Source organism: Anaerotignum propionicum, assembly GCF_024461735.1.
Lineage (GTDB): Bacteria > Bacillota > Clostridia > Lachnospirales > Anaerotignaceae > Chakrabartyella.
This window is the reverse complement of the sequence record NZ_JANGAD010000004.1, coordinates 151931-171771: the sequence shown is the minus strand read 5'-3', so window position 1 is coordinate 171771 and position 19841 is coordinate 151931. Positions and strand designations below refer to the sequence as shown.

Annotated in this window: 15 protein-coding genes; 1 reads left to right on the top strand and 14 read right to left on the bottom strand. The window is 40.2% G+C overall.

Annotated features, from left to right (window positions below; all coding sequences use genetic code 11):
- Window positions 1–459: 459 nt before the first annotated feature.
- The 5 genes from NE558_RS07335 to NE558_RS07315 form a co-directional block, all read right to left on the bottom strand.
- Window positions 460–1419, bottom strand: coding sequence for a ribose-phosphate diphosphokinase (locus tag NE558_RS07335; protein WP_256149352.1), 960 nt, complete (start codon window positions 1417–1419; stop codon window positions 460–462).
- Window positions 1420–1539: 120 nt separating this feature from the next.
- Window positions 1540–2916: a bifunctional UDP-N-acetylglucosamine diphosphorylase/glucosamine-1-phosphate N-acetyltransferase GlmU gene (gene glmU / locus NE558_RS07330; RefSeq protein WP_256149351.1), complete on the bottom strand. Its 1377-nt coding sequence runs from the start codon at window positions 2914–2916 to the stop codon at window positions 1540–1542.
- Between the two features lie 250 nt (window positions 2917–3166).
- The gene (gene glgD / locus NE558_RS07325; RefSeq protein ID WP_420314587.1) at window positions 3167–4285 is read right to left on the bottom strand and encodes a glucose-1-phosphate adenylyltransferase subunit GlgD; all 1119 of its coding nucleotides are present in this window, start codon (window positions 4283–4285) and stop codon (window positions 3167–3169) included.
- Between the two features lie 2 nt (window positions 4286–4287).
- Window positions 4288–5562, bottom strand: a complete 1275-nt coding sequence (locus NE558_RS07320; protein WP_256149348.1) for a glucose-1-phosphate adenylyltransferase — start codon at window positions 5560–5562, stop codon at window positions 4288–4290.
- 6 nt (window positions 5563–5568) lie between these two features.
- Complete coding sequence (locus tag NE558_RS07315; RefSeq protein ID WP_256149347.1) at window positions 5569–5754, bottom strand: hypothetical protein; 186 nt, start codon at window positions 5752–5754, stop codon at window positions 5569–5571.
- 322 nt (window positions 5755–6076) lie between these two features.
- Between NE558_RS07315 and murC the strand changes: the two genes are divergently transcribed.
- Window positions 6077–7453, top strand: coding sequence for a UDP-N-acetylmuramate--L-alanine ligase (gene murC / locus NE558_RS07310; RefSeq protein WP_256149345.1), 1377 nt, complete (start codon window positions 6077–6079; stop codon window positions 7451–7453).
- A 96-nt stretch (window positions 7454–7549) separates the two neighbouring features.
- On the opposite strand, the gene rlmH is transcribed toward murC, so the two are convergent.
- The 9 genes from rlmH to NE558_RS07265 all read right to left on the bottom strand — a co-directional run bounded on the left by rlmH (window position 7550) and on the right by NE558_RS07265 (window position 19766).
- A complete protein-coding gene (gene rlmH / locus NE558_RS07305) occupies window positions 7550–8029 on the bottom strand; it encodes a 23S rRNA (pseudouridine(1915)-N(3))-methyltransferase RlmH (protein ID WP_256149344.1) in 480 nt (159 codons plus the stop codon).
- An 8-nt stretch (window positions 8030–8037) separates the two neighbouring features.
- Window positions 8038–8826, bottom strand: coding sequence for an MBL fold metallo-hydrolase (locus NE558_RS07300; RefSeq protein ID WP_256149449.1), 789 nt, complete (start codon window positions 8824–8826; stop codon window positions 8038–8040).
- Window positions 8827–9017: 191 nt separating this feature from the next.
- Window positions 9018–10280, bottom strand: coding sequence for a UDP-N-acetylglucosamine 1-carboxyvinyltransferase (locus tag NE558_RS07295; RefSeq protein WP_256149342.1), 1263 nt, complete (start codon window positions 10278–10280; stop codon window positions 9018–9020).
- Between the two features lie 413 nt (window positions 10281–10693).
- On the bottom strand, window positions 10694–11554 hold the full coding sequence (gene yycI, locus NE558_RS07290; RefSeq protein WP_256149340.1) for a two-component system regulatory protein YycI: 861 nt from the start codon (window positions 11552–11554) through the stop codon (window positions 10694–10696).
- 45 nt (window positions 11555–11599) lie between these two features.
- Entirely contained in the window at window positions 11600–13006 is a 1407-nt protein-coding gene (locus NE558_RS07285; RefSeq protein ID WP_256149338.1) for a hypothetical protein, read from the bottom strand.
- Window positions 13007–13038: 32 nt separating this feature from the next.
- Window positions 13039–13497, bottom strand: a complete 459-nt coding sequence (locus NE558_RS07280) for a hypothetical protein (protein ID WP_256149336.1) — start codon at window positions 13495–13497, stop codon at window positions 13039–13041.
- A gap of 154 nt (window positions 13498–13651) precedes the next feature.
- A complete protein-coding gene (locus NE558_RS07275) occupies window positions 13652–15439 on the bottom strand; it encodes an ATP-binding protein (RefSeq protein WP_256149334.1) in 1788 nt (595 codons plus the stop codon).
- An 11-nt stretch (window positions 15440–15450) separates the two neighbouring features.
- Window positions 15451–16143 carry a response regulator gene (locus NE558_RS07270; RefSeq protein WP_256149332.1) on the bottom strand — a complete coding sequence of 231 codons (693 nt, stop codon included), beginning with the start codon at window positions 16141–16143 and terminating at the stop codon, window positions 15451–15453.
- Window positions 16144–16625: 482 nt separating this feature from the next.
- Window positions 16626–19766: an ATP-binding protein gene (locus NE558_RS07265; RefSeq protein WP_256149330.1), complete on the bottom strand. Its 3141-nt coding sequence runs from the start codon at window positions 19764–19766 to the stop codon at window positions 16626–16628.
- Window positions 19767–19841: the final 75 nt, after the last annotated feature.

Here is a 19841-nt window from a genome sequence, read left to right as displayed (position 1 = left end):
ACCAACATTTCACAAAATTGTCAGTTTGACCAATCCATGCCTGACTTCCTCTAATAAAGTAATGAGAAACCGTCCTTTTTTGCCACTTATTTTGGAGACATAATCCGATTCCTGTAGGTTTATAGTAAATATAGATAAAAAAACTACCAAATGCATGCAATTGCAAAGACTGTAATACAAAATTTTCAGTTTGAAAATGTAACCTATCGGCTCATTTCATATGTTGACCTCTCCCTATAATTAGGTAACTATTAGAAGCCCCTAGGAGTATATAAAAAACATCTGATATGCAATATGCCTACTAATAATAATTTGTTTCAACAAGTGTCTTATAACACCAATAACAATCCTTTTTCCGCCTAACAAAAAGTTCCTCAGCGAAATACAAACAACGAAAAAAGCTCCTGCTTCCATAGTGATAGGAGCAGGAGCTTTTAATTAGACAGATTAATTTAAATCTTAGTCAAATAATTGAGAAATAGAGCTGCCTTCGTGAATACATCTTAATGCATTCGCAAAAATATCAGCAACAGATACAACCGAAATTTTGTCCGTTTTCTTTTCCTCAGGCAAAGCAATAGTATCAAGAACCAAAAGCTCATTAATTGCTGAATCTTGAATACGCTTGATTGCAGGGCCGCTTAATACTGCATGGGTACAGCAAGCGTCAACCTCAATTGCGCCTCTCTCTTTCAACGCATTTGCAGCATTTGCAATGGTTCCTGCGGTATCGATCATATCATCAATCAAAATTACTTTTTTGCCCTTCACATCGCCAATGATATTCATAATTTCACTGACATTTGCCTTTGGTCTGCGCTTATCAATAATTGCAATTGGAATATTTAATGTTTCGGCAAATTTTCTTGTTCTGGTCACGCTGCCAAGGTCAGGGGAAACGGCAACAAAATTTTGTAAGTCATCACCGTATTTGTTGATATAATAATTTGTAAGCAATGGACTTCCTACTAAGTTATCTACAGGGATATCAAAGAAGCCTTGGATCTGTGCACAATGCAAATCCATTGTCAAAACACGGTTTGCACCCGCTGAAGTCAAAATATTCGCTACCAATTTTGCACTGATAGGATCTCTTGCTCTTGCTTTACGATCCTGTCTTGCATAGCCATAATATGGCATTACTGCCGTAATTCTTGCGGCAGAAGCGCGCTTCATCGCATCAATCATAATCAGCAATTCCATCAAATTGTCATTTACAGGAGCTGAGGTAGACTGAATAATATAAACATCCGCACCACGAATCGTCTCGTTGATTTTCACGGAAATTTCACCGTCACTAAATTGCTCAACTTCCGCATTTCCCAGTGTCATACCCATTTTTTCTGCGATTTCCTCTGCAAGCACGCGGTTGGAATTGCACGCAAAAATCTTGATGTTGCCACCATTAGAATTAATCATTTCAATATCCCCCTAATAATCTTTTGCATTTTATGGTTTGTGGCTGAACAAAGCCCATCGCTTATATGTTACACCCTTCTTGTGTCAATTTCAACTGTATTTCACCGTATTTCATCATTTTTACGATTCTTTTTTCATTTTCTTCTTTTTCCAGCCCTCAATCACCTGTTGTCTTGCCCTTGCTACAGCAAGCACATCCTCGGGAACATCCTTGGTAATGGTGGAGCCTGCGGCAATATATGCCCCAGCCTTTACCGTAACCGGTGCAACCAAGTTCACGTTACAGCCAACAAAAACATTATCCTCTACAACGGTGCGATGTTTCTTCTCTCCATCATAATTCACCATAATACTGCCGCAACCAAAGTTTACCTTTTTCCCTGCATCAGTATCACCGATATAAGCCAAATGAGGAATTTTTGTACCATCCCCCACCGTTGAATTTTTCACTTCAACAAAATCACCAACTTTTACGTTCTGACCAATTTTACAGTTGGGGCGGATATATGCAAAAGGACCTACGGTAGTATTATCCCCGATTTCCGATTCTATGCCTGTTGAAGTTTGGAATGCAACGCCGTTTCCAAGTAACATATCCGTCAAACGTGAGTTGGGACCGATTTTGCAGTCCTCACCAATTTCCGTCTTCCCTTCTAACACACAGCCTGGCAGAATCACTGTATCCATTCCGATTTTCACCTGAGCGTCAATATAGGTACTTTGGGGATCCACAAGGGTCACACCATTTTCCATATGAAAACGGTTAATTCTCTCTTGCATAATTTTAGTCGCCTCTGCCAATTGTACTCTGGAATTCACACCGAAAAATTCCTTATCGTCCTCAGCAGTAACTGCACCAACCTTCCCGCCGGCTTTTAAAATCAACTCCAAACAATCTGGCAAATAGTATTCCCCTTGCACATTATGATTATCCAGTCTTCCCAAGGAAGCAATCAAATCAGCACCTTTAAAAATGTAAATCCCCGTGTTTATCTCATTGATACAACGCTCTTCTTGGGATGCATCCTTATGCTCAACAATTTTCAAAAAATCTCCCTGGGCATCACGTATAATGCGACCATATCCTTCAGGGTTCTCAATCACAGCAGAAACCACCGTTGCACCGAAATTCTGCTGGCGGTGCTTTTCCACCAACTTCTCCAAGGTTTTACCTTGAATCAATGGTGTATCCCCATAAAGAATCAGGATATCCTGATCCGCTTCAAGAAAGCTTCCCGCCATCTTCACTGCATGACCCGTTCCTTTTTGCTTCGCCTGCAAGGCAAATACCACACCATCCTTTTGAATGCCGGCTTTTACCTCGTCTGCCTTATGTCCCACAACAACACAAACCTTCTCGGCACCGCAACCCATTGCCGTATCTATTACATAATCAATCATTGGTTTATTCAAAATTTCATGCAGCACCTTTGGTTTTTTTGACCTCATGCGAGTGCCTTCTCCTGCCGCCAAAATAACAGCCTTCAAATTTTTCATAGGATTCTCCTTTCTCACGGCTTCTGTCCGTAAGCCGCATACAACCTTGGATATTTTCTCATTTCCTAAATGAAATATCAATATACGGTTTTACTAAAAAACTGTTTTTTTTCATAAAAAAGTCAGTCAAACCTCATCGAAACCTTTTATATAATATCAAATCGTGACATTTCTTGAAAAAATCCCCTGCAAAACCAATGTTATAGAAAGCCCAAACAGGCGAAGCAACGCTTCGCCTGTTTTCTTCAAATTATAATCTTGTCCCTTTTTTTAGGATAGCTAAATCCTGGGTTGATTTTCCTATCACCTGTTGTCCATCAGAAAGTATAACCTCTTTATCCAGAATTGCATTTTCCACAACACAATTTTTACCAATTCTGCACCCCTCCATAATAATGGAGTTTTTTACCACTGACCCTTCACCGGTATAAACCTTGCGGAAGATAACAGAGTGCTCTACTCTACCGTTAAATATTGTGCCACTGCCCACAATAGCATCCCGTACATCCGCATCCTTATTGTATTTCGCCGGAGGCTCATCTTTGGCCTTTGTTTCGATATATGGATACTCATTCATAAATGCATCTCTAATTTCTTTTTTCAAAAAATCCATATTTACCTTATAGTATGCACCTATTCCTGTACTTATAGTGTTCCAATAGCCATTAAATTCGTACCCAAAAATTTTCAATTCTTCACGCTTCGCAAGCAAAATGTCCTTTACAAGATCATACTTACCCTGAGGCACAAATTCATTTAACAAGTCAACCAAAAGTATCCTTGAAATTACATAGGTACCCAGCGATGCCTTCTTGGTTTTGGGATATTCAGGTTTTTCTTCAAAAGAAACCAATCGTCCCTCTTCATTCGTCTCTAATATACCAAAATTATTTAAATCCTTGCGCTCCATCTCCTGATACGCTATGGTAATATCTGCGCCCTTTTCCTTATGACTTTGCACCAACTTATGGTAATCCATTTTATAAATGGAATCTCCGCTGGTAATGACTACATATTCTTCATTGCTTCTCATAAGATAAGTCATATTCTGGTAGATAGAATCCGCCGTGCCTCGAAACCAGTTGGAATCGGTACTGCTGATATAGGGTGTAAAAACGAACAACCCACCCTGTTTTCTACCAAAATCCCACCATTTTGACGAGGTTAAATGATCCTTGAGGGAACGGGAATTGTATTGAGTTAAAACAGCAACCTTACCAATTCCACTGTTTGACATATTGCTTAGTGTAAAATCTATGGCACGGTAGCTGCTGCCGATGGGCAAAGCCGCCGCCGCTCTATGGTCGGTTAGGACACCAAGCCGTCCCTCATTGTTACCGCCTGCTAATATGATACCAATGGCCTTCATACTCATTTCCCCTCCCGCACTACCGATTTGCCGCTATCCAATCTGCCTTCTGCATAATCTTCTTCCTGTGTATTGCCATAAATTACGCAGTTTTTACCCACCGTGATACCATCCGGTACTCGGGTGTGGCAGCCAATTACGGTGATGCCGGTATTATAAATATTGGGCTTTGTTTCGTTGGGCACATTCTCGCCCATGCCCATATGTACACCATTGCCAACCACACAATCTTCATCCACAATACAGCGTTCCAACACCGAATTTTCACCAATCACAGTATTTCCCATGATTATAGAGTCCCGCACAACAGCGCCCTTGCCCACAACAACCTGAGAGCCTAAAATGGAATGATAAACCTCTCCATAAATTTCACTGCCATCTGTCACCAAGGATTCTTTCACCACAGCTTCAGGGGAGGTATAGGTAGGAGGCTGATGATCAGAGTTAGTATAAATCTTCCAGAAATCTTCATATAAATTAAATGCTGGCAAAGCCTTAATCAATTCCATATTGGACTCCCAATAAGACTCAATGGTTCCCACATCCTTCCAATAGCCTTGGAAACGATATGCATACATGGTCTGACCTTCATCCAACATCTTTGGTATAATATGCATTCCAAAGTCACTGTCGGGGTGGATTTCTCTATCCTCAACCAGAGCCTCTCTTAATCTGCTCCAAGTAAAAATATAAATGCCCATGGAGGCCAAATTGCTTTTTGGATTGTCAGGTTTTTCCTCAAATTCATAAATCCTGTCATCATCCTTTGTGTTCATAATGCCAAATCGACCGGCTTCTTCAAATGGCACCTCTAAAACGGCAATGGTAGCCGCCGCCCCCTTCTCTTTGTGATAAGACAGCATTCTCGAGTAATCCATTTTATAGATATGATCTCCGGAAAGAATGAGAATATATTCGGGATTATTGCTATCAATATAATCAATATTCTGATAAATTGCATTGGCCGTTCCCATAAACCATTCTCCTGCGTCGCCACCCTTCACATGGGGTGCCAAAATAGTAACGCCACCGTTTTTCTTATCCAAGTCCCATGGAATGCCAATCCCAATATGCTGATTTAGCCTGAGAGGCTGATACTGCGTTAACACGCCCACCGTGTCTACTCCTGAGTTGATGCAATTACTAAGAGGAAAATCAATAATTCTAAATTTCCCACCATAAGCAACCGCTGGTTTTGCCACCTTTCGTGTCAAAACACCCAGACGGCTTCCCTGTCCGCCTGCCAAAAGCATAGCTATCATTTCTTTTTTACGCATTTGTATCTACCCCCTGCCTTTATTTGTCCAAAGTAATCCTTCCAAAAACAAATATATATTAGACAATTCCATATTATATGCCAAAATAAAACCCCATAGCCCAATATTTTTTATTGACTCCTTTTTTTGCTCCATGGCTGTATTTACAGATGATGCGCTTCCAAAAAAAACCATCTCAAAGATTGAAGCCAAAAACCGCCTCCTTGGACAAAATAATGATAAATTACCTTATAAAAATACAAAGCATTTACACCCTCAGATGGCATAACTTTTCATAATTATACCATAACTACCCCGTAAAAAAAATAGGTATTTCCCTCTCCCTTTCTACAGTTTTTTACCTTTCCCACGGTTTTTATAAATCGTAAAATTTTTGGTTTATTTCTGTTAATTTGGTATAAAATTAAATATAGAAATCTATGTAAATGATTGCCTTTCCCATTTTAGTATACTATAATGGATAGCAAAATCATGTTAACGTAAATGATTCATACAACGATAGAGGCGGTAATATATGACAACTCAATTTAAAAATTCAGACCATATCTATTTTATCGGGATCGGGGGCATCAGTATGTCCGGCTTGGCGGAAATTTTAGCAAGCCGTGGACATAAGATATCCGGCACTGATATAAGAGAAACACCGGTAACAAAGCATTTACAATCCTTAGGTATCAATATCAATTTGGGTCATCGGGCAGAAAACATTACAGATGACGTGACCCATGTGGTTTTTACAGCGGCAATTCATGATGATAATCCGGAACTTGCAGCGGCAAAAGCCAAAAATCTAATTATCATGGACAGGGCGCATCTCTTGGGACAAATCATGGAGGATTATAATAGCTCCATTGCTGTTTCAGGTACCCACGGCAAAACCACCACAACTTCTATGGTTGCGGAAATTCTTTTGGCGGCGGAGAAGGATCCTACCATTACCGTTGGGGGTATTCTTCCCACAATCGGAAGCAATTTAAAAATCGGAAATTCTCCTTATTTTGTGGCGGAAGCCTGCGAATATTTTAATAGCTTCCTCCAATTAACCCCTTTGGCGGGGGTAATTCTGAATATCGAAAGCGATCACCTGGACTTTTTTGGGAACCTTGAGAACATTTATCGTTCGTTCCACTCCTTTGGAAAACGTATTCCCCAAAACGGTGTGCTGATTATTAATAAAGAAATTGCCCATCTGAATGAAATTACAGAAGGCCTTTCTTGCACCGTAGAAACCTTTTCTTTAACCGAAGATGCAAACTGGAACGCACGAAACATCATTCATCATGATGATGGCAAAAACACTTTTGACGTATATTATAATAACGATAAAAAAGCAACCATTCATTTAAATGTCCCTGGGGATCATAATATTTCCAATGCTTTGGCGGCAATTGCTACTGCCAGCTTTTTTGGGATTCCTGCTGAGGCATGGGTAAAGGGCCTTTCCCATTTTTCAGGGACAGACCGCCGTTTCCAGCGTAAAGGTGAGAAAAATGGTGTTCTTGTAATTGATGATTATGCCCACCATCCCACAGAAATCCGAGCTACCTTAGCGGCGGCAAAGAAGGTAAAGCACAATACCACATGGTGTGTTTTCCAGCCCCATACCTATTCTCGCACCAAGTTTTTATTTGAAGAATTTGGGGACGCTTTCTTCGATGCAGATGAAATTATCATCGCTGATATTTATGCGGCAAGAGAAACGGATGATGGTACCATCAGTGCAGCGCAATTGGCAGAACGCATTGCTACAACAGGAAAATCTGCCCGCTATGTAGGTAATTTTGACGAAATATTAGCCTACTTGCAAAGCCACTGTCAAGCCGGGGATTTATTTCTCACAGTGGGAGCAGGAGACGTTTACAAAATTGGCGAAGCCTTTCTTGCAGACTGATAAATTGTCAAAAGAATTTCCTGTTCAAATAATAATATAACTAAAAAAATAAGCAGACAGTTTCTCACACAAAGTGAGTACTGTCTGCTTTATCTTTTATTTATGATAAGGCTCTTTTCGGTTTATTTTCTCAGCCCGATAAATTTGTTCCAAAAGAATCACACGCATCATTTGATGGGGAAAGGTCATTGGGGAAAAACTTAGCCAGAAATCTGCCCGTTTCATCACCTCTTGGGATAATCCCAAAGATCCGCCAATAATAAAAACCATATGGCTCACACCACGAACAGCTCTCTCCGCCATAAAGTCTGCCAAGCCCTCTGAAGATAGACTTTTCCCTTCTATCGCCAAAGCCACAGCAAACCCATCCTCTTTTACAGCCTTTAATATACGTAAGCCTTCCTTTTGACGAACCTCATCTTCTTGGGCAGGGCTCATGGTTTCCGGCGCTTTCTCGTCTGGAAGCTCCACAATTTCCAGCTTCATATAACGCCCCAAACGCTTGCTGTATTCCTCAATGGCGCCACGCCAATAGGCTTCCTTTAATTTTCCCACACAAACAATTGTGACCTTCATTCCTTCACCTATAACTCCACCTTAAATCCTGTAGTATGACGATAAGCCATATCCATATTAAAGTGCTTTCCTATCTGAATTCTATTTTTTTGAAGAATTTTTTCCACAGTATCAAATGCCAAATGGGGCTCATTGTTTTCTTGGCTTAAATGGCCCAAAAAAACATGCTTCATCTTTCCATCAACGGCGGCAGAAAGCAATTCTCCCGCTGTTTTATTGGACAAATGTCCTCTGTCACTTAAAATACGCTTCTTCAAATGCCAAGGATAACTTCCCTTTTGCACCATTTCCTCATCATGGTTTGCTTCTAACAAAAGAATCTCACTTTCGGTAATGCTTTCTCTTATCTCATCTGTAATATGCCCAATATCCGTGGCAAGGGTCACTTTTTTTCCCCCGGCAAAAACATTAAACCCCACAGGATCCGCCGCATCATGAGGGATATGAAAAGGCCTAACGCAAATATCATTGATTACGCAATTTTCTCCTGCATATACAAACCGCTTGTTCCCCGGTGAAATTTTACCCAAAGTTTCCTCCATTGCCCCCCATGTCTCACAAGTAGCATAAATGGGAACATCAAATCTTCTTGAGAAAATGCCTGCCCCCTTAATGTGATCCAAATGTTCATGGGTGATGAACAATCCATCGATGTCATCTCCTGTGAGTTTCAGCTCTGCCAGCCCTTCCTGAATTCTTTTTCCACTGACTCCCGCATCAATTAAAATGCGAGTATGCTTCGTTCCCACATAAGTGCTATTGCCACTGCTTCCGCTGGCCAGGGTGCAAAATTCCACTGCCAAAAAAATCCCCCCATTCCAATTTCTATATGACAGAAAGCAGGGTTGCCCCTGCTCCATGTAAAAGCCTATGTTTTATAAAAACCCATTCACCATATGAGTTTTTCAAGAACCTTTCCTCGTAATTCTTTCTTCCACAGTAAAATAAGCGTTTGAAAGAATTCCATTTAAGCACTTGTCATGTGCCATCATCCTTTATCCAAAACACGCTGAATATCCGCACCTAATGCACTAAGCTTCATTTCAACGTCCTCGTAACCCCTGTCAATGTAACGAACACCATCAATTTGGGTGGTTCCTTCAGCAGCCAATGCTGCCAAAATCATAGCGGCACCTGCCCTTAAATCCGTCGCCTCAACCTTTGCACCCTGATAATGGGGAATGCCTTCTATTGTTGCAATTCTACCGTTAATATCTACCCTTGCACCCAGCTTACAAAGCTCTTCTATGTATTGATATCTATTCTCCCAAACGTTCTCGGTAATCACGCTGGTACCGTTGCAAATACTCAAAAGTGCCGCCATCTGAGGTTGTAAATCCGTAGGGAACCCGGGATAGCTCATGGTTTTCACATTTACACCACGCAAAGGCTTATTCGCCATTACACGAATGGAATCATCCCCTTCTTCCATCTTGACATTCATCTCTACCAGTTTTGCAGTCAATGAATCCATATGCTTGGGAATGATATTTTTCACCAAAACATCTCCCCCGGTAATTGCCGCCGCAATCATATAGGTACCCGCTTCAATTTGATCGGGGATAATGGCATATTGAGCTCCATTCAGCTTTTCAACGCCAATAATACGAATCACATCTGTTCCTGCACCTTTGATATTAGCACCCATCATATTCAGATAATTGGCTGTATCAACAACATGGGGCTCCTTAGCAGCATTCTCTATGGTTGTCACACCTTCGGCCATTGTTGCCGCCAACATAATATTAATGGTGGCACCCACACTAACCTGATCCATATAAATAGGCGCACCCACCAATTTATCCGCATAAGCCCTTACAAAACCGCATTCTTCCTCAACCGTTGCGCCAAGGGCACGAAAACCCTTTAAGTGCAAATCGATGGGTCTTTTGCCAAAGTTACAACCACCTGGCATTGCAACCTCTGCCTTTTTATAGCGCGCCAACAGCGCCCCTAAAAAATAATAAGACGCCCGGATTCTTTGCACCTCCTCAAAGGTTGCACAATAATCAATGCCCTCCGAGCAATCAATTTCAATCGTATGCTTATCTCTGTGAATACATTTTCCGCCCAACTTCTCAATCGTATTGCAAATACAGCTTACATCCTCAATGTTGGGTAAATTTTCTAAAACGCTTTTGCCGCCTGCCATAATTGCTGCAGGCAATACCGCCACCGCTGCATTTTTTGCCCCGCTGATCATTACTTCGCCCACAAGGCGTTTTCTGCCTTTTACAAGCAATTTTTCCATTCAACGTTCATCCTTCCAAAGAATTCCCAAAGGATTTCCCCTTTGTACACGAAAGCCGGGCTTGTCTTTCTTTTTTATTCAACCAATGGTATTGTATTCGTTGTCGCCCTAACCATTCGAATTATATCACGAAAAATCCTCTGTGGAAAGTACTTTTTCCTTCTGGAGCATAGAATCCCGGATATGGAAATTTTTCCAGCAAGCATTTACTGGCTATGGAAAAGAACGCTCCCCTAAAAAAAAGAAGAATGCTATTCATCTTGGGCTTAGAGAAAATAAATATCCCTTTCTCCGAAAAATTCTTAAAATTGAAAAGAAAAGTTGAAAATTTTTGCAAGAAAAAGGGGCGGCATTTGCCCACCCCTTTGCTCCATAATTTTTATTTTGCACCGCTTATCTCTACAAAATATCTCCTAATTATTCTTTTTTATAATCTGGCAAGTAAATGCATTTACCAAATATGGTTCCCGCTCTTCCATCAGATAAATACGATAACATGGTTCCAGATAAAGCCCTGTTCCTGATACAGCCTCTCCTTGTTCCAACAAATCATAGCCTAATTCTATTTTCTGTATTGCCGCAGCACGAACATTTTCTCCCTTATTCCATTCTCGCATAAATGTAAGCAACGCCTCATCAGCCATATAGATATCCTTTTTTTCTTGGGTTGTTCCTGTTATCTCACAGTAAGTAAAGTCAATCTCATAAATTCCTTCGTCAGATACAAATAACGAAAAGTGGTTGGAAAAAATACTTTTATCATTTTCAACAGAAGAAAACTCTATTCTCCAGCCTTCCTGGGTCTTAGATACATAGCATAAATCGTTGCTTCCAAAAACACGCTTCATTTTTTCCATTTTGTTTTCAGCTTGTTTTATGGCATCCTCTTTGCCTAAAGTGTTCAAACCTTTTTTTATTAATTGATTGGTAAAGCTCCCGCTATCCCCAGAAAGCACAAGGGTTTTGTTTTCTCCTTTATAAACTGTTTTTGTACCAGGAGAAACCTTTGTTTTTCCCCCATCAAAAAATACCGCTTCCAGATCTTCTTTGGTATAAGAGGGAACTCTTGCCTCCAAACGATTCATGGGGCGGGTATCAATATTCAAATCTGTGTATAAAGTGATTCCATTTTGAGATAGGACTTGAAAAATTGCCTTCTCTTGAGAAGAGGACATGGAATTATCCTGCCTTTGCTTCACATTCAGACCCGCCAAAACCACGTTAATCACCACCAGCAGAATAATCACAAAGCGCTTTGCAACTGTCCATTCCATTGCCCTCACCTCCTTCACTTATCATTGCTTCTATTTCTTTTCTCCTTAAGCTGCACCGTTGGTGGGAGAAAAGGTATCTTTATCGGTTTCTGTAACAAATAAATAGTCATATAATGTGATAAACCACTTGAAACCAATTTCCCCTGTCAGGTCAGCATAATACCCTAAAGAAATATTTTTCACGTCGGTAATCACCTTTTCCTCAACTGTCTCCTGATAATTTTTATTGGCTTCATCCAGTGCATCAATGAACTGAACATTCAATGTCAAATCCTTTGAATCAAGGGGTTTATAATTCACAACATACCTCTGATATTTCTTTACCCTTTGATTTCTTATGGTAATCTCAATGGCATGCTTGCTTCCGATTTTATCTTGAAGGGCAGCAGACAACTCTACTGGCAGGTTATTCACAGCATAATCGAAATAATAAATTGTTTCGTTGCTCTTTTTTTCAATATCCGCTAAAAAAACATTGGTTGATAAGGAAGTGTCATTTTCCAGAAAGCTACAGCTAATCTGGTATCCTTCCAGTAAACCCGTGTTGTTTTCATCATTGCCATAAGCCTCGTAGCTATAATACTCCAGCACCCTTCTATCCGGAAAGTACTTTACTACCGTTTGGCTATCACTGAATATAAAATCACCGCTATCGTCCCTAGTGCTCCAGTCCACAGAGAAATTTCTGAAAAATCCCTTTAACGTATTTTCCATATCCACTCGACTTACCATGCCGTCCTTTTCAAACGCAGGAACTTGGCGCAGTCCGCTATAGCGGTAGGGCAAATCTGCCCACTGAGGTAAAAATAGATTACGCCATATAACAGATGCTCCTGTTTTCTGACCCGTGGATATATAAGTCATTTCCGACCCATCATTCACAAGTTTTTCATAAAATGCAGAGGCGGATTGGCTTTTGACTGTTGTAAAACAAACGCTGTCATTTGTTTTAGAATTTACAAAATAGGCTTTGCTCTCCTCGCCAGGACGTCTTGAAGGGATGATGGTAATATAATCAAAAGAGGTTACCTTGTTATTCTTCAACTTCTTATACTGACTTAAATACTCATCCGCCGAAACCATAAAGTCATATTGCATAACGATACACCGCCCGCCGAGAATTTCCTTCCAATCGGCTGTCACAAATTCCACTTTGTTTTTTCTATCTGATAAAATTTCATTTAATACGCCGTTTGCCTCTTGTAATAAAGCGCTTGTCCCTTTTTGGTCAGGATAATAAACGGAAAAAGTGCCCTTTCCTTCTCCAACTGCATAACGGGTTGCCAAAAGAACATTTCCGTCTGCTTCCTTACTAGTGCTGGCATTTGTCTTCATTAACATATTAAAAAAGTTATGACTCGATGTTCCTTCAAGCCATAACTCTCCTGTTTGAAAAACCGCAGCTATGACCAAAGCAACAATGACAAAATTCGTGATTTTGTATAATTTCATTTGATCCCACCGCTTTTTCTATAATTTTTTTATTAATTCTTTTGCCCTATTCCAGGCAAAGCAATCATATTTTTTAGTTGCTCCTTCACACTCAAGGGCATTCTCTTAATTTCAAAGCTATATGTGGCAGCATCATAACACTGGCTGCTCACAGAAAGATCTATATAATTAGTCCCCAGCTTCAACGGAAGAGAGATACTAAAAATGCCCAAAGAACCTACTTCAAAATTTTCACTGTAATCCTGAAGGGTATTCCCTTCTGCATTCTTTCTGGATACCATCACAGAAATATCCGCAAAGGGGATGGTCTCACCATAAACAATACGTGTATCCTCAAAAGTGGCATCCTGTTTTTCCTCTTCAAAAATCAGGCCACTGGATATTGCTATGGGCGTAGGATTACATATTTCCTGTGCAAAGGCGCAAACGGGCGAAAAAGATAAGAACAGCATCATGACGAATACTGCAATAAACATACTTTTCTGTTTCATTCCCTACACCTCCATCTCCATTGTAAATACGTAAACCAATATACATATATAGTATTATACAACGGAAATATTACATTCATGTTACAACGTGCTTACAGTTTTATAACAACTTTTTCCACTGCAAATCAAGCGGTTTTTTTGCAGTAAAAGAGAGTTATGCTTCTTTGCACGGAGGCTCTGGGGGCTTTTTGGGAAACCACATTGTCATGGTAGTACCCTTGCCATATTCGCTTTCAGCTGTCAATTTTCCTCCATGGCTTTCCATAATTTCCTTGGCAATAGCAAGTCCTAGGCCTGTTCCTCCCATTGCACGGCTTCTTGCTTTATCCACACGGTAAAATCGTTCAAAAATGCGGGGCAAGTCTTCTCTTGCAATTCCCATCCCTGTATCTTTTACAGTGATTTTATAATAGATATCATCCTCTGTAATATAGATTTTGATGGTTGCTTGCTCCAAGCTGTATTTCATGGCATTGGTTACAATATTATTCACAACTTGACCAACACGGTCTCTGTCACCATGAATCACCACATCCTCCTTGTAAGGTTCAAAGGTAAGCTGTTGGTGTTTCCCTTCGGCATGAATCTTATTTTGCTTCACCGTTAAGGATAAAAACTCATTCATTTCAATATCGGTAATATCCAAAAGCACCTGCTTATTATCAAATCTGGAAAGCTGAAGCAAATCACGCACTAAGAAAGCCATTCTATCGGCCTCACTATCGATGATGCCTAAAAACTCCATGGCAATTTCCTTATCATCCATTGCGCCATCCATAAGGGTTTCCGTATAGCTTTTGACTGTTGTAAGGGGTGTTCTTAACTCATGGGATACATTGGCCACAAATTCCTTACGCATGTCATCCAGCTTCTTCTGTTCTGTGATATCCTGCAAAACAACAACCAAGCCTTCAATTTGCCCTGCGGCACTATAATATGGCGTAAATGTTGCGCTGATAAATTGCTTGCCCACAGGGAAAGTTACTCTCTTAGAGGGTTCCGTTCCTACATCCAAATAGACCCCTGAATTAATATCATAGTTTCGAATAAAGGTGGAAAAATCCATGTCTATTTTATCTACCTCAAGCATTTCTGTTGCGGCAGTATTGGCAAGCATAAACTCTCCATCTTTGTTAAAAGAAATCACACCATCACTCATATTATGCAATAGAATTTCCAAGCGATTTTTTTCCTGATAAATCTCCGACATATTCTTGGTTAACTCAGAAGCCATGTAATTAAAGCTGCTGGTCAGCTGCCCGATTTCATCGGAGCTTCTCACCTTAAGGCTTTGTTCAAAATTTCCCTCAGCCATATTTTTGGCACCCCTAGTCAAGGCCAAAATAGGTCCCGTCAAGGTTTGGGCAAATACATATCCCATAATAACTGCCAAAAGAAGGGCAATGGCAACGGCAATAATAATGGTTTTCGTTGTTTGGTCAAGGCTTGCCCGCATGTCCCCCGCATCCAAACGGGTATAAATAATGCAGATAACCTTTCCGTCCTCCCCCAGAATGGGCACTGCATAGCTCATCCATTCCTTCAAAAGGTTAAACGAATCCGTACTTTTCTTACCCGAGGAAAAGGAAGCCGTTCCGTTCATAGCAGCAATAATCGCCTGATCTGTATAAACGGGATAGGGTTTTTGCAATACAGTGTTAGAGGCAATTGTATTCCCTTTGGCATCCAGAATGTTACCCTGTATGCCCATGGCATTGGTGACTGTTTTTAGGAGGGTATCCTGAATATCCTTTAAGTCATTCACTTTAACAACTTGCTCGTCAATTTTTTCAGCACATGCCACCAGTTGCCATCTGGATTTTTCAAGCTCAATATTTCTAAGGCTCAATAAAATATAGGAACCGCTGACAATCATTACAATCAGCACCAACCCAAGATACATGATAATTAATTTCCATTTAATACTTCGCAAAGGCTTCAACCCCGCCTTCCTTAGCAATCAAAATAATAGCCCACACCTCTTTTGGTCAATATATATTCGGGCTTTCCCGGATCATCCTCCAACTTTTCTCGCAAGCGGCGAACCGTAACATCAACGGTACGAACGTCTCCAAAATATTCGTAACCCCAAACTTTCTCCAAAAGGATTTCTCTGGAAAAAACCTGTCCCTTTTGCTGGGTAAGGAATTTTAATAGCTCAAACTCACGCAATGTCAGCTCTAATACTCGACCGTCCTTACGCACCTCATATCGCTCTAAATTAATATTAAGCCTGCCAAAAACCATACCCTCCGTTTCATCAGGGACGGTCTCCTCTTGCACAATTTGACGTCGCAAATTTGCCTTAACCCTAGCCATTAACTCTCTTACACCGAAAGGTTTTGTTACATAATCATCGGCACCAAGCTCAAGACCCAGTACTTTGTCCAATTCCTCAGCACGAGCGGTAAGCATTATGATAGGTGTATTTTTCTTTTCTCTTATTTTTTTACAAGCTTCATATCCATCCATTTTAGGCATCATGATATCCAGCAAAATCAAATCCGGATTTTCTTCCATAGTAAGCCGAACGCCCTCTGCTCCATCACCGGCTCTTAAAATTTTGTAGCCTTCTTTTTTAAGATTGAACGCAATAATATCAACAATGTTTTTTTCATCGTCTACAATAAGTATTTTTTTATCCATTTTTCTCCCCCATAGTATAGGTCAGAATCCTCAATATTTTTATTATACAAAAAATTTTATAAAATGTACAGTTCTTACAGCATACATCTATAAATTACAAGTTAGCATAAAACGCCTAACTCTAAAGGTATCTGTTTATTTTCCCAGCAATACCCTTCCGTTTTTTATATATTCCGACCCGCTATATTTACTTTCACAATCAATTATCATCAAAATCCTAATGAAATACCAACAAGTCCAACATCTGGTTTCAGGAGGAAAAGCTTGCAATTCCTAAGGATTACCTAGATTTTATATGCTGCGCAGCGAAAAAAGTTCCCCTTTACATATGCAAGAATTTTCCATGAAAATCTCTTTCTCTGCTAGTTTAGACTTATCATAATCAAAAAAGTTCCAGAAAAACTCCACCTGTTTAATCTTTTCTTTTTTGCAAAAAGACGTCTGATTTACAGCAGAATAAATTTCTGTTATCCCTATCTTCTTTATTTTTTCTCTTCTTTATACTTCTTCAGCAGCTTTAATAACACACTCATATCAATGGGCTTAGGAATATGCTCAGTCATTCCCGCTGCCATGGTCTCACCAATATCTGATGGAAATGCATTGGCAGACATAGCTAAAATGGGTATGGTTTTTGCATCCTCCCGTTCCATTTTGCGTATTTCTCTACTGGCTTCATAACCATTCATCACAGGCATTTGTATATCCATTAATATGGCAAGATACGCATTCTCCGGGGATTGTCCAAAAAGAGACAGACACTCCCTTCCATCCCCCGCTACATCTACAATTAAGCCGCACATTTCCAAAAGAGTTGTGGCAATCTCTACGTTAATTTCATTATCCTCTACCAAAAGAACTCTGGAATTCTCCAGCTCCGCCAAAAGCCCAGTCTCCACTACCACCAGCTTCTCTGGGGATTCTTTTTCTTTTGGAAAACTGTTGCTTGGTTTTCTCTTTAGCGGAAGCTCAAAGCGGAATACACTGCCATTTCCCTCTTCACTTTCTACATAAATATGTCCTCCCATAAGCATTGCAAGATTTTGAGAGATTGCTAAGCCAAGCCCGGTGCCCCCGGATACCAAGCCCCCCTCCCCTTGCTCAAATGGAAGAAAAATCCTATCCAAAAAGTCCTTTTCTATGCCTATCCCGTTATCTCGCACTTCAATTTGAAGCAAACTCCTATTATCATCTATATCTCGTCCGCTCACGACCAAAAAGATTTCTCCTCTTGGTGGCGTATATTTAAACGCATTACTTAATAGGTTAATCAAAACCTGATTCAACCTTAACGGATCTCCTTCAAAAATACCCTCGGTCCCTTCTTTTAGCAAAACGGAAAACCTTTGCTCTTTAAGCTGTCCTTGTGTGTAACCATAAACAACTGCCTCTTGAAGCAATTCATGAATATCAAAGTCCTTGATGTTGAGGGGCATTTTCCCACTCTCTATTTTACTCATTTCCAAAATATCATTAATCAATGCCAAAAGATATTTTGAAGAGGAATTTATCTTTTTCAAACAATCCAACAACGTTTCCTTTTTCTCCAAGTTAGCCTGGGCAATGGAGGTCATCCCCATAATGGCATTTAAAGGGGTTCTAATATCATGAGACATACGGGACAAAAAATCACCTTTTGCTGTGTTTGCTTGCTCCGCCAGTTTTAACGCATCTTTTAATGCACTTTGCTGCTGTTCATCTCTTGATTTTTGCTCATGGATATTTTTAAAGTATATCATAACGCGCAGGCTATCTGCACTTTCCTCCAAAAGCTGAACCTGAAGACGATGCCAGCGATACATACCCTTGCTGTTTCCCACAGGCATCTCCATCATAATCTCACTATTCCCTTGGTGGAACTCTTTTAGCAAAAACTCAGGCATAAATGTATTTTTTGCCCCTTCCCGATACTCCCATTGAACCAAATCAAAGCAATCATTCATTAAAAAGTCATATAGCCGCTGGTCTCTTGGCAGGAACTTGCCATATTCATCAGAGTCCTTCCAAATATAAGTTTCTCTGCTTATCAAATCCACTTCAATTATCAAATCGTAGAGCTGATTTACCGCCCGTAAAAACCTCTGATTGGACATTCGGCTTTGCTTTTTCTCTCGTTGTAATTTTTCCTCCGCTTTCTGCTGTTCTCTTTTGCTTTCATCAATGGAGCGAAGTGTGCCAACAACTTTTTTTAGTGTTCCATCCTCAAAAATAGGGTTTCCCTGACAAAAAAACCATTCATAGCGCTTATTTCGTTCCACATATATTTCTATCTCTGCGCCGGTAATTTTCCCCTGCAAAATTTCTAAAAATGTTGCTATATGCTCCTCGGAAAGCATGGTAGCCCGCTTCATTTTCTCCATATAATTCCATATTTTTGTTGCACCCTTCTGATTACTTTCCGACGGATAGTAAGCAAAATAATCATCCCTAACATAATATTCGAAAATGCCAACCGCCATGTCTACCACAGCCAAACGGTAGCGCTCTCTTTCTTTTAATAGCTGCATTTGGGTTAGTTTATTGGCGTGAATATCTAATAAAATGAGCAAATAAACTGGGTATCCCTTTTGATAGTCTACAAGCCGGCCCTCACACTGAACCCAAACAATTTTCCCTGTTTTATCGCATACCCTGCATTCAAAGGAGATTGGCAGTCCCTTTTGTCCTTTTTGTTTGATCAGAGATATTACAAACTCTCTATCTTCAATAAAAACGTTGTCACCAACCTGATATTTTCTATCTACCACACCAAAAAAATGGTAGAACGTATCGCTGGCTTCCAAAAAAATGATATCCTCAGCCACCGATATCTTTAAAACATATCCGGGAAGGCTATTAAACAGCGCTTCCTGCTCTGTAAGAAGCTGTTGGGCTATGCCCTTTTCTGACTGGATTTCTTTCCAAAGCATCACTGCCATTCTATCGCTGTAACCCGAATTTCGAGGGAATATCACGCTTCCTCTAACCCAGCGATATGATCCCTCTTTGTTTTGAAGCAGGTAATCATGACTAACTCTTTGGATTCCTTCATTGTAGTCCACTAAAAGCTGTTCCCTGCTATAAACGTGTCTAACCTCAACCTCATGTAAGGGATGAACACATTGATAAAAGTGCTCTGTCATTTCATCATAGCTTTTCCCAATAAAAAATGCATTTCTCCCATAACAATCAGGCAGCAAATTGACATACTCATTCTTGGCTAAATTTACCAGACAGCTGTGAACATATCCTTCCGATAAGATAATATCAATATTTTCTAGGAGGTTTAAATGTACTGCTGCATTTTCTCCTTGTACAACGGGGGTAATCACCACAGAAAATGCAGGGATGTTTTCAATCCCCCATTTTATCCTGGTTACCATTAAACGCAAGATTTTCTTTGAATTATCATCAAATATAGTCTTGGTAAAAGACTCGTTTTCCTTTATGTTTTTCATTACACATTGGTGACACTGTTTCTCCCATAGTTCACGAAGCCTTCTGCAAAGGGCATTCCCTTCTTGCCTCTTTGCCTCATCGTTGCAGCATAACACTTCATGGGTATCCTGATGCACAACAAAAACCGCCACTTCCCCCATGGTATTCAATAATTGTTCATAGCTGTCTTCCCTGTTCGTACTCATTGTGTGGATACCCCTCCCAGTTTAAGGTCAACGCTTCCTTTTCTTCAACAAGTATAATTTCTCACATGTTTTATT

Bases quoted from the DNA above. Each gene is read 5' to 3' on its own strand.
- rlmH (WP_256149344.1), bottom strand. From the start codon at position 8,029: ATGAAGGTCACAATTGTTTGTGTGGGAAAATTAAAGGAAGCCTATTGG.
- NE558_RS07335 (WP_256149352.1), bottom strand. From the start codon at position 1,419: ATGATTAATTCTAATGGTGGCAACATCAAGATTTTTGCGTGCAATTCC.
- NE558_RS07270 (WP_256149332.1), bottom strand. From the start codon at position 16,143: ATGGATAAAAAAATACTTATTGTAGACGATGAAAAAAACATTGTTGAT.
- NE558_RS07320 (WP_256149348.1), bottom strand. From the start codon at position 5,562: ATGCGTAAAAAAGAAATGATAGCTATGCTTTTGGCAGGCGGACAGGGA.
- NE558_RS07280 (WP_256149336.1), bottom strand. From the start codon at position 13,497: ATGAAACAGAAAAGTATGTTTATTGCAGTATTCGTCATGATGCTGTTC.
- glmU (WP_256149351.1), bottom strand. From the start codon at position 2,916: ATGAAAAATTTGAAGGCTGTTATTTTGGCGGCAGGAGAAGGCACTCGC.
- NE558_RS07295 (WP_256149342.1), bottom strand. From the start codon at position 10,280: ATGGAAAAATTGCTTGTAAAAGGCAGAAAACGCCTTGTGGGCGAAGTA.
- NE558_RS07265 (WP_256149330.1), bottom strand. From the start codon at position 19,766: ATGAGTACGAACAGGGAAGACAGCTATGAACAATTATTGAATACCATG.
- murC (WP_256149345.1), top strand. From the start codon at position 6,077: ATGACAACTCAATTTAAAAATTCAGACCATATCTATTTTATCGGGATC.
- glgD (WP_420314587.1), bottom strand. From the start codon at position 4,285: ATGAAGGCCATTGGTATCATATTAGCAGGCGGTAACAATGAGGGACGG.
- NE558_RS07285 (WP_256149338.1), bottom strand. From the start codon at position 13,006: ATGAAATTATACAAAATCACGAATTTTGTCATTGTTGCTTTGGTCATA.
- yycI (WP_256149340.1), bottom strand. From the start codon at position 11,554: ATGGAATGGACAGTTGCAAAGCGCTTTGTGATTATTCTGCTGGTGGTG.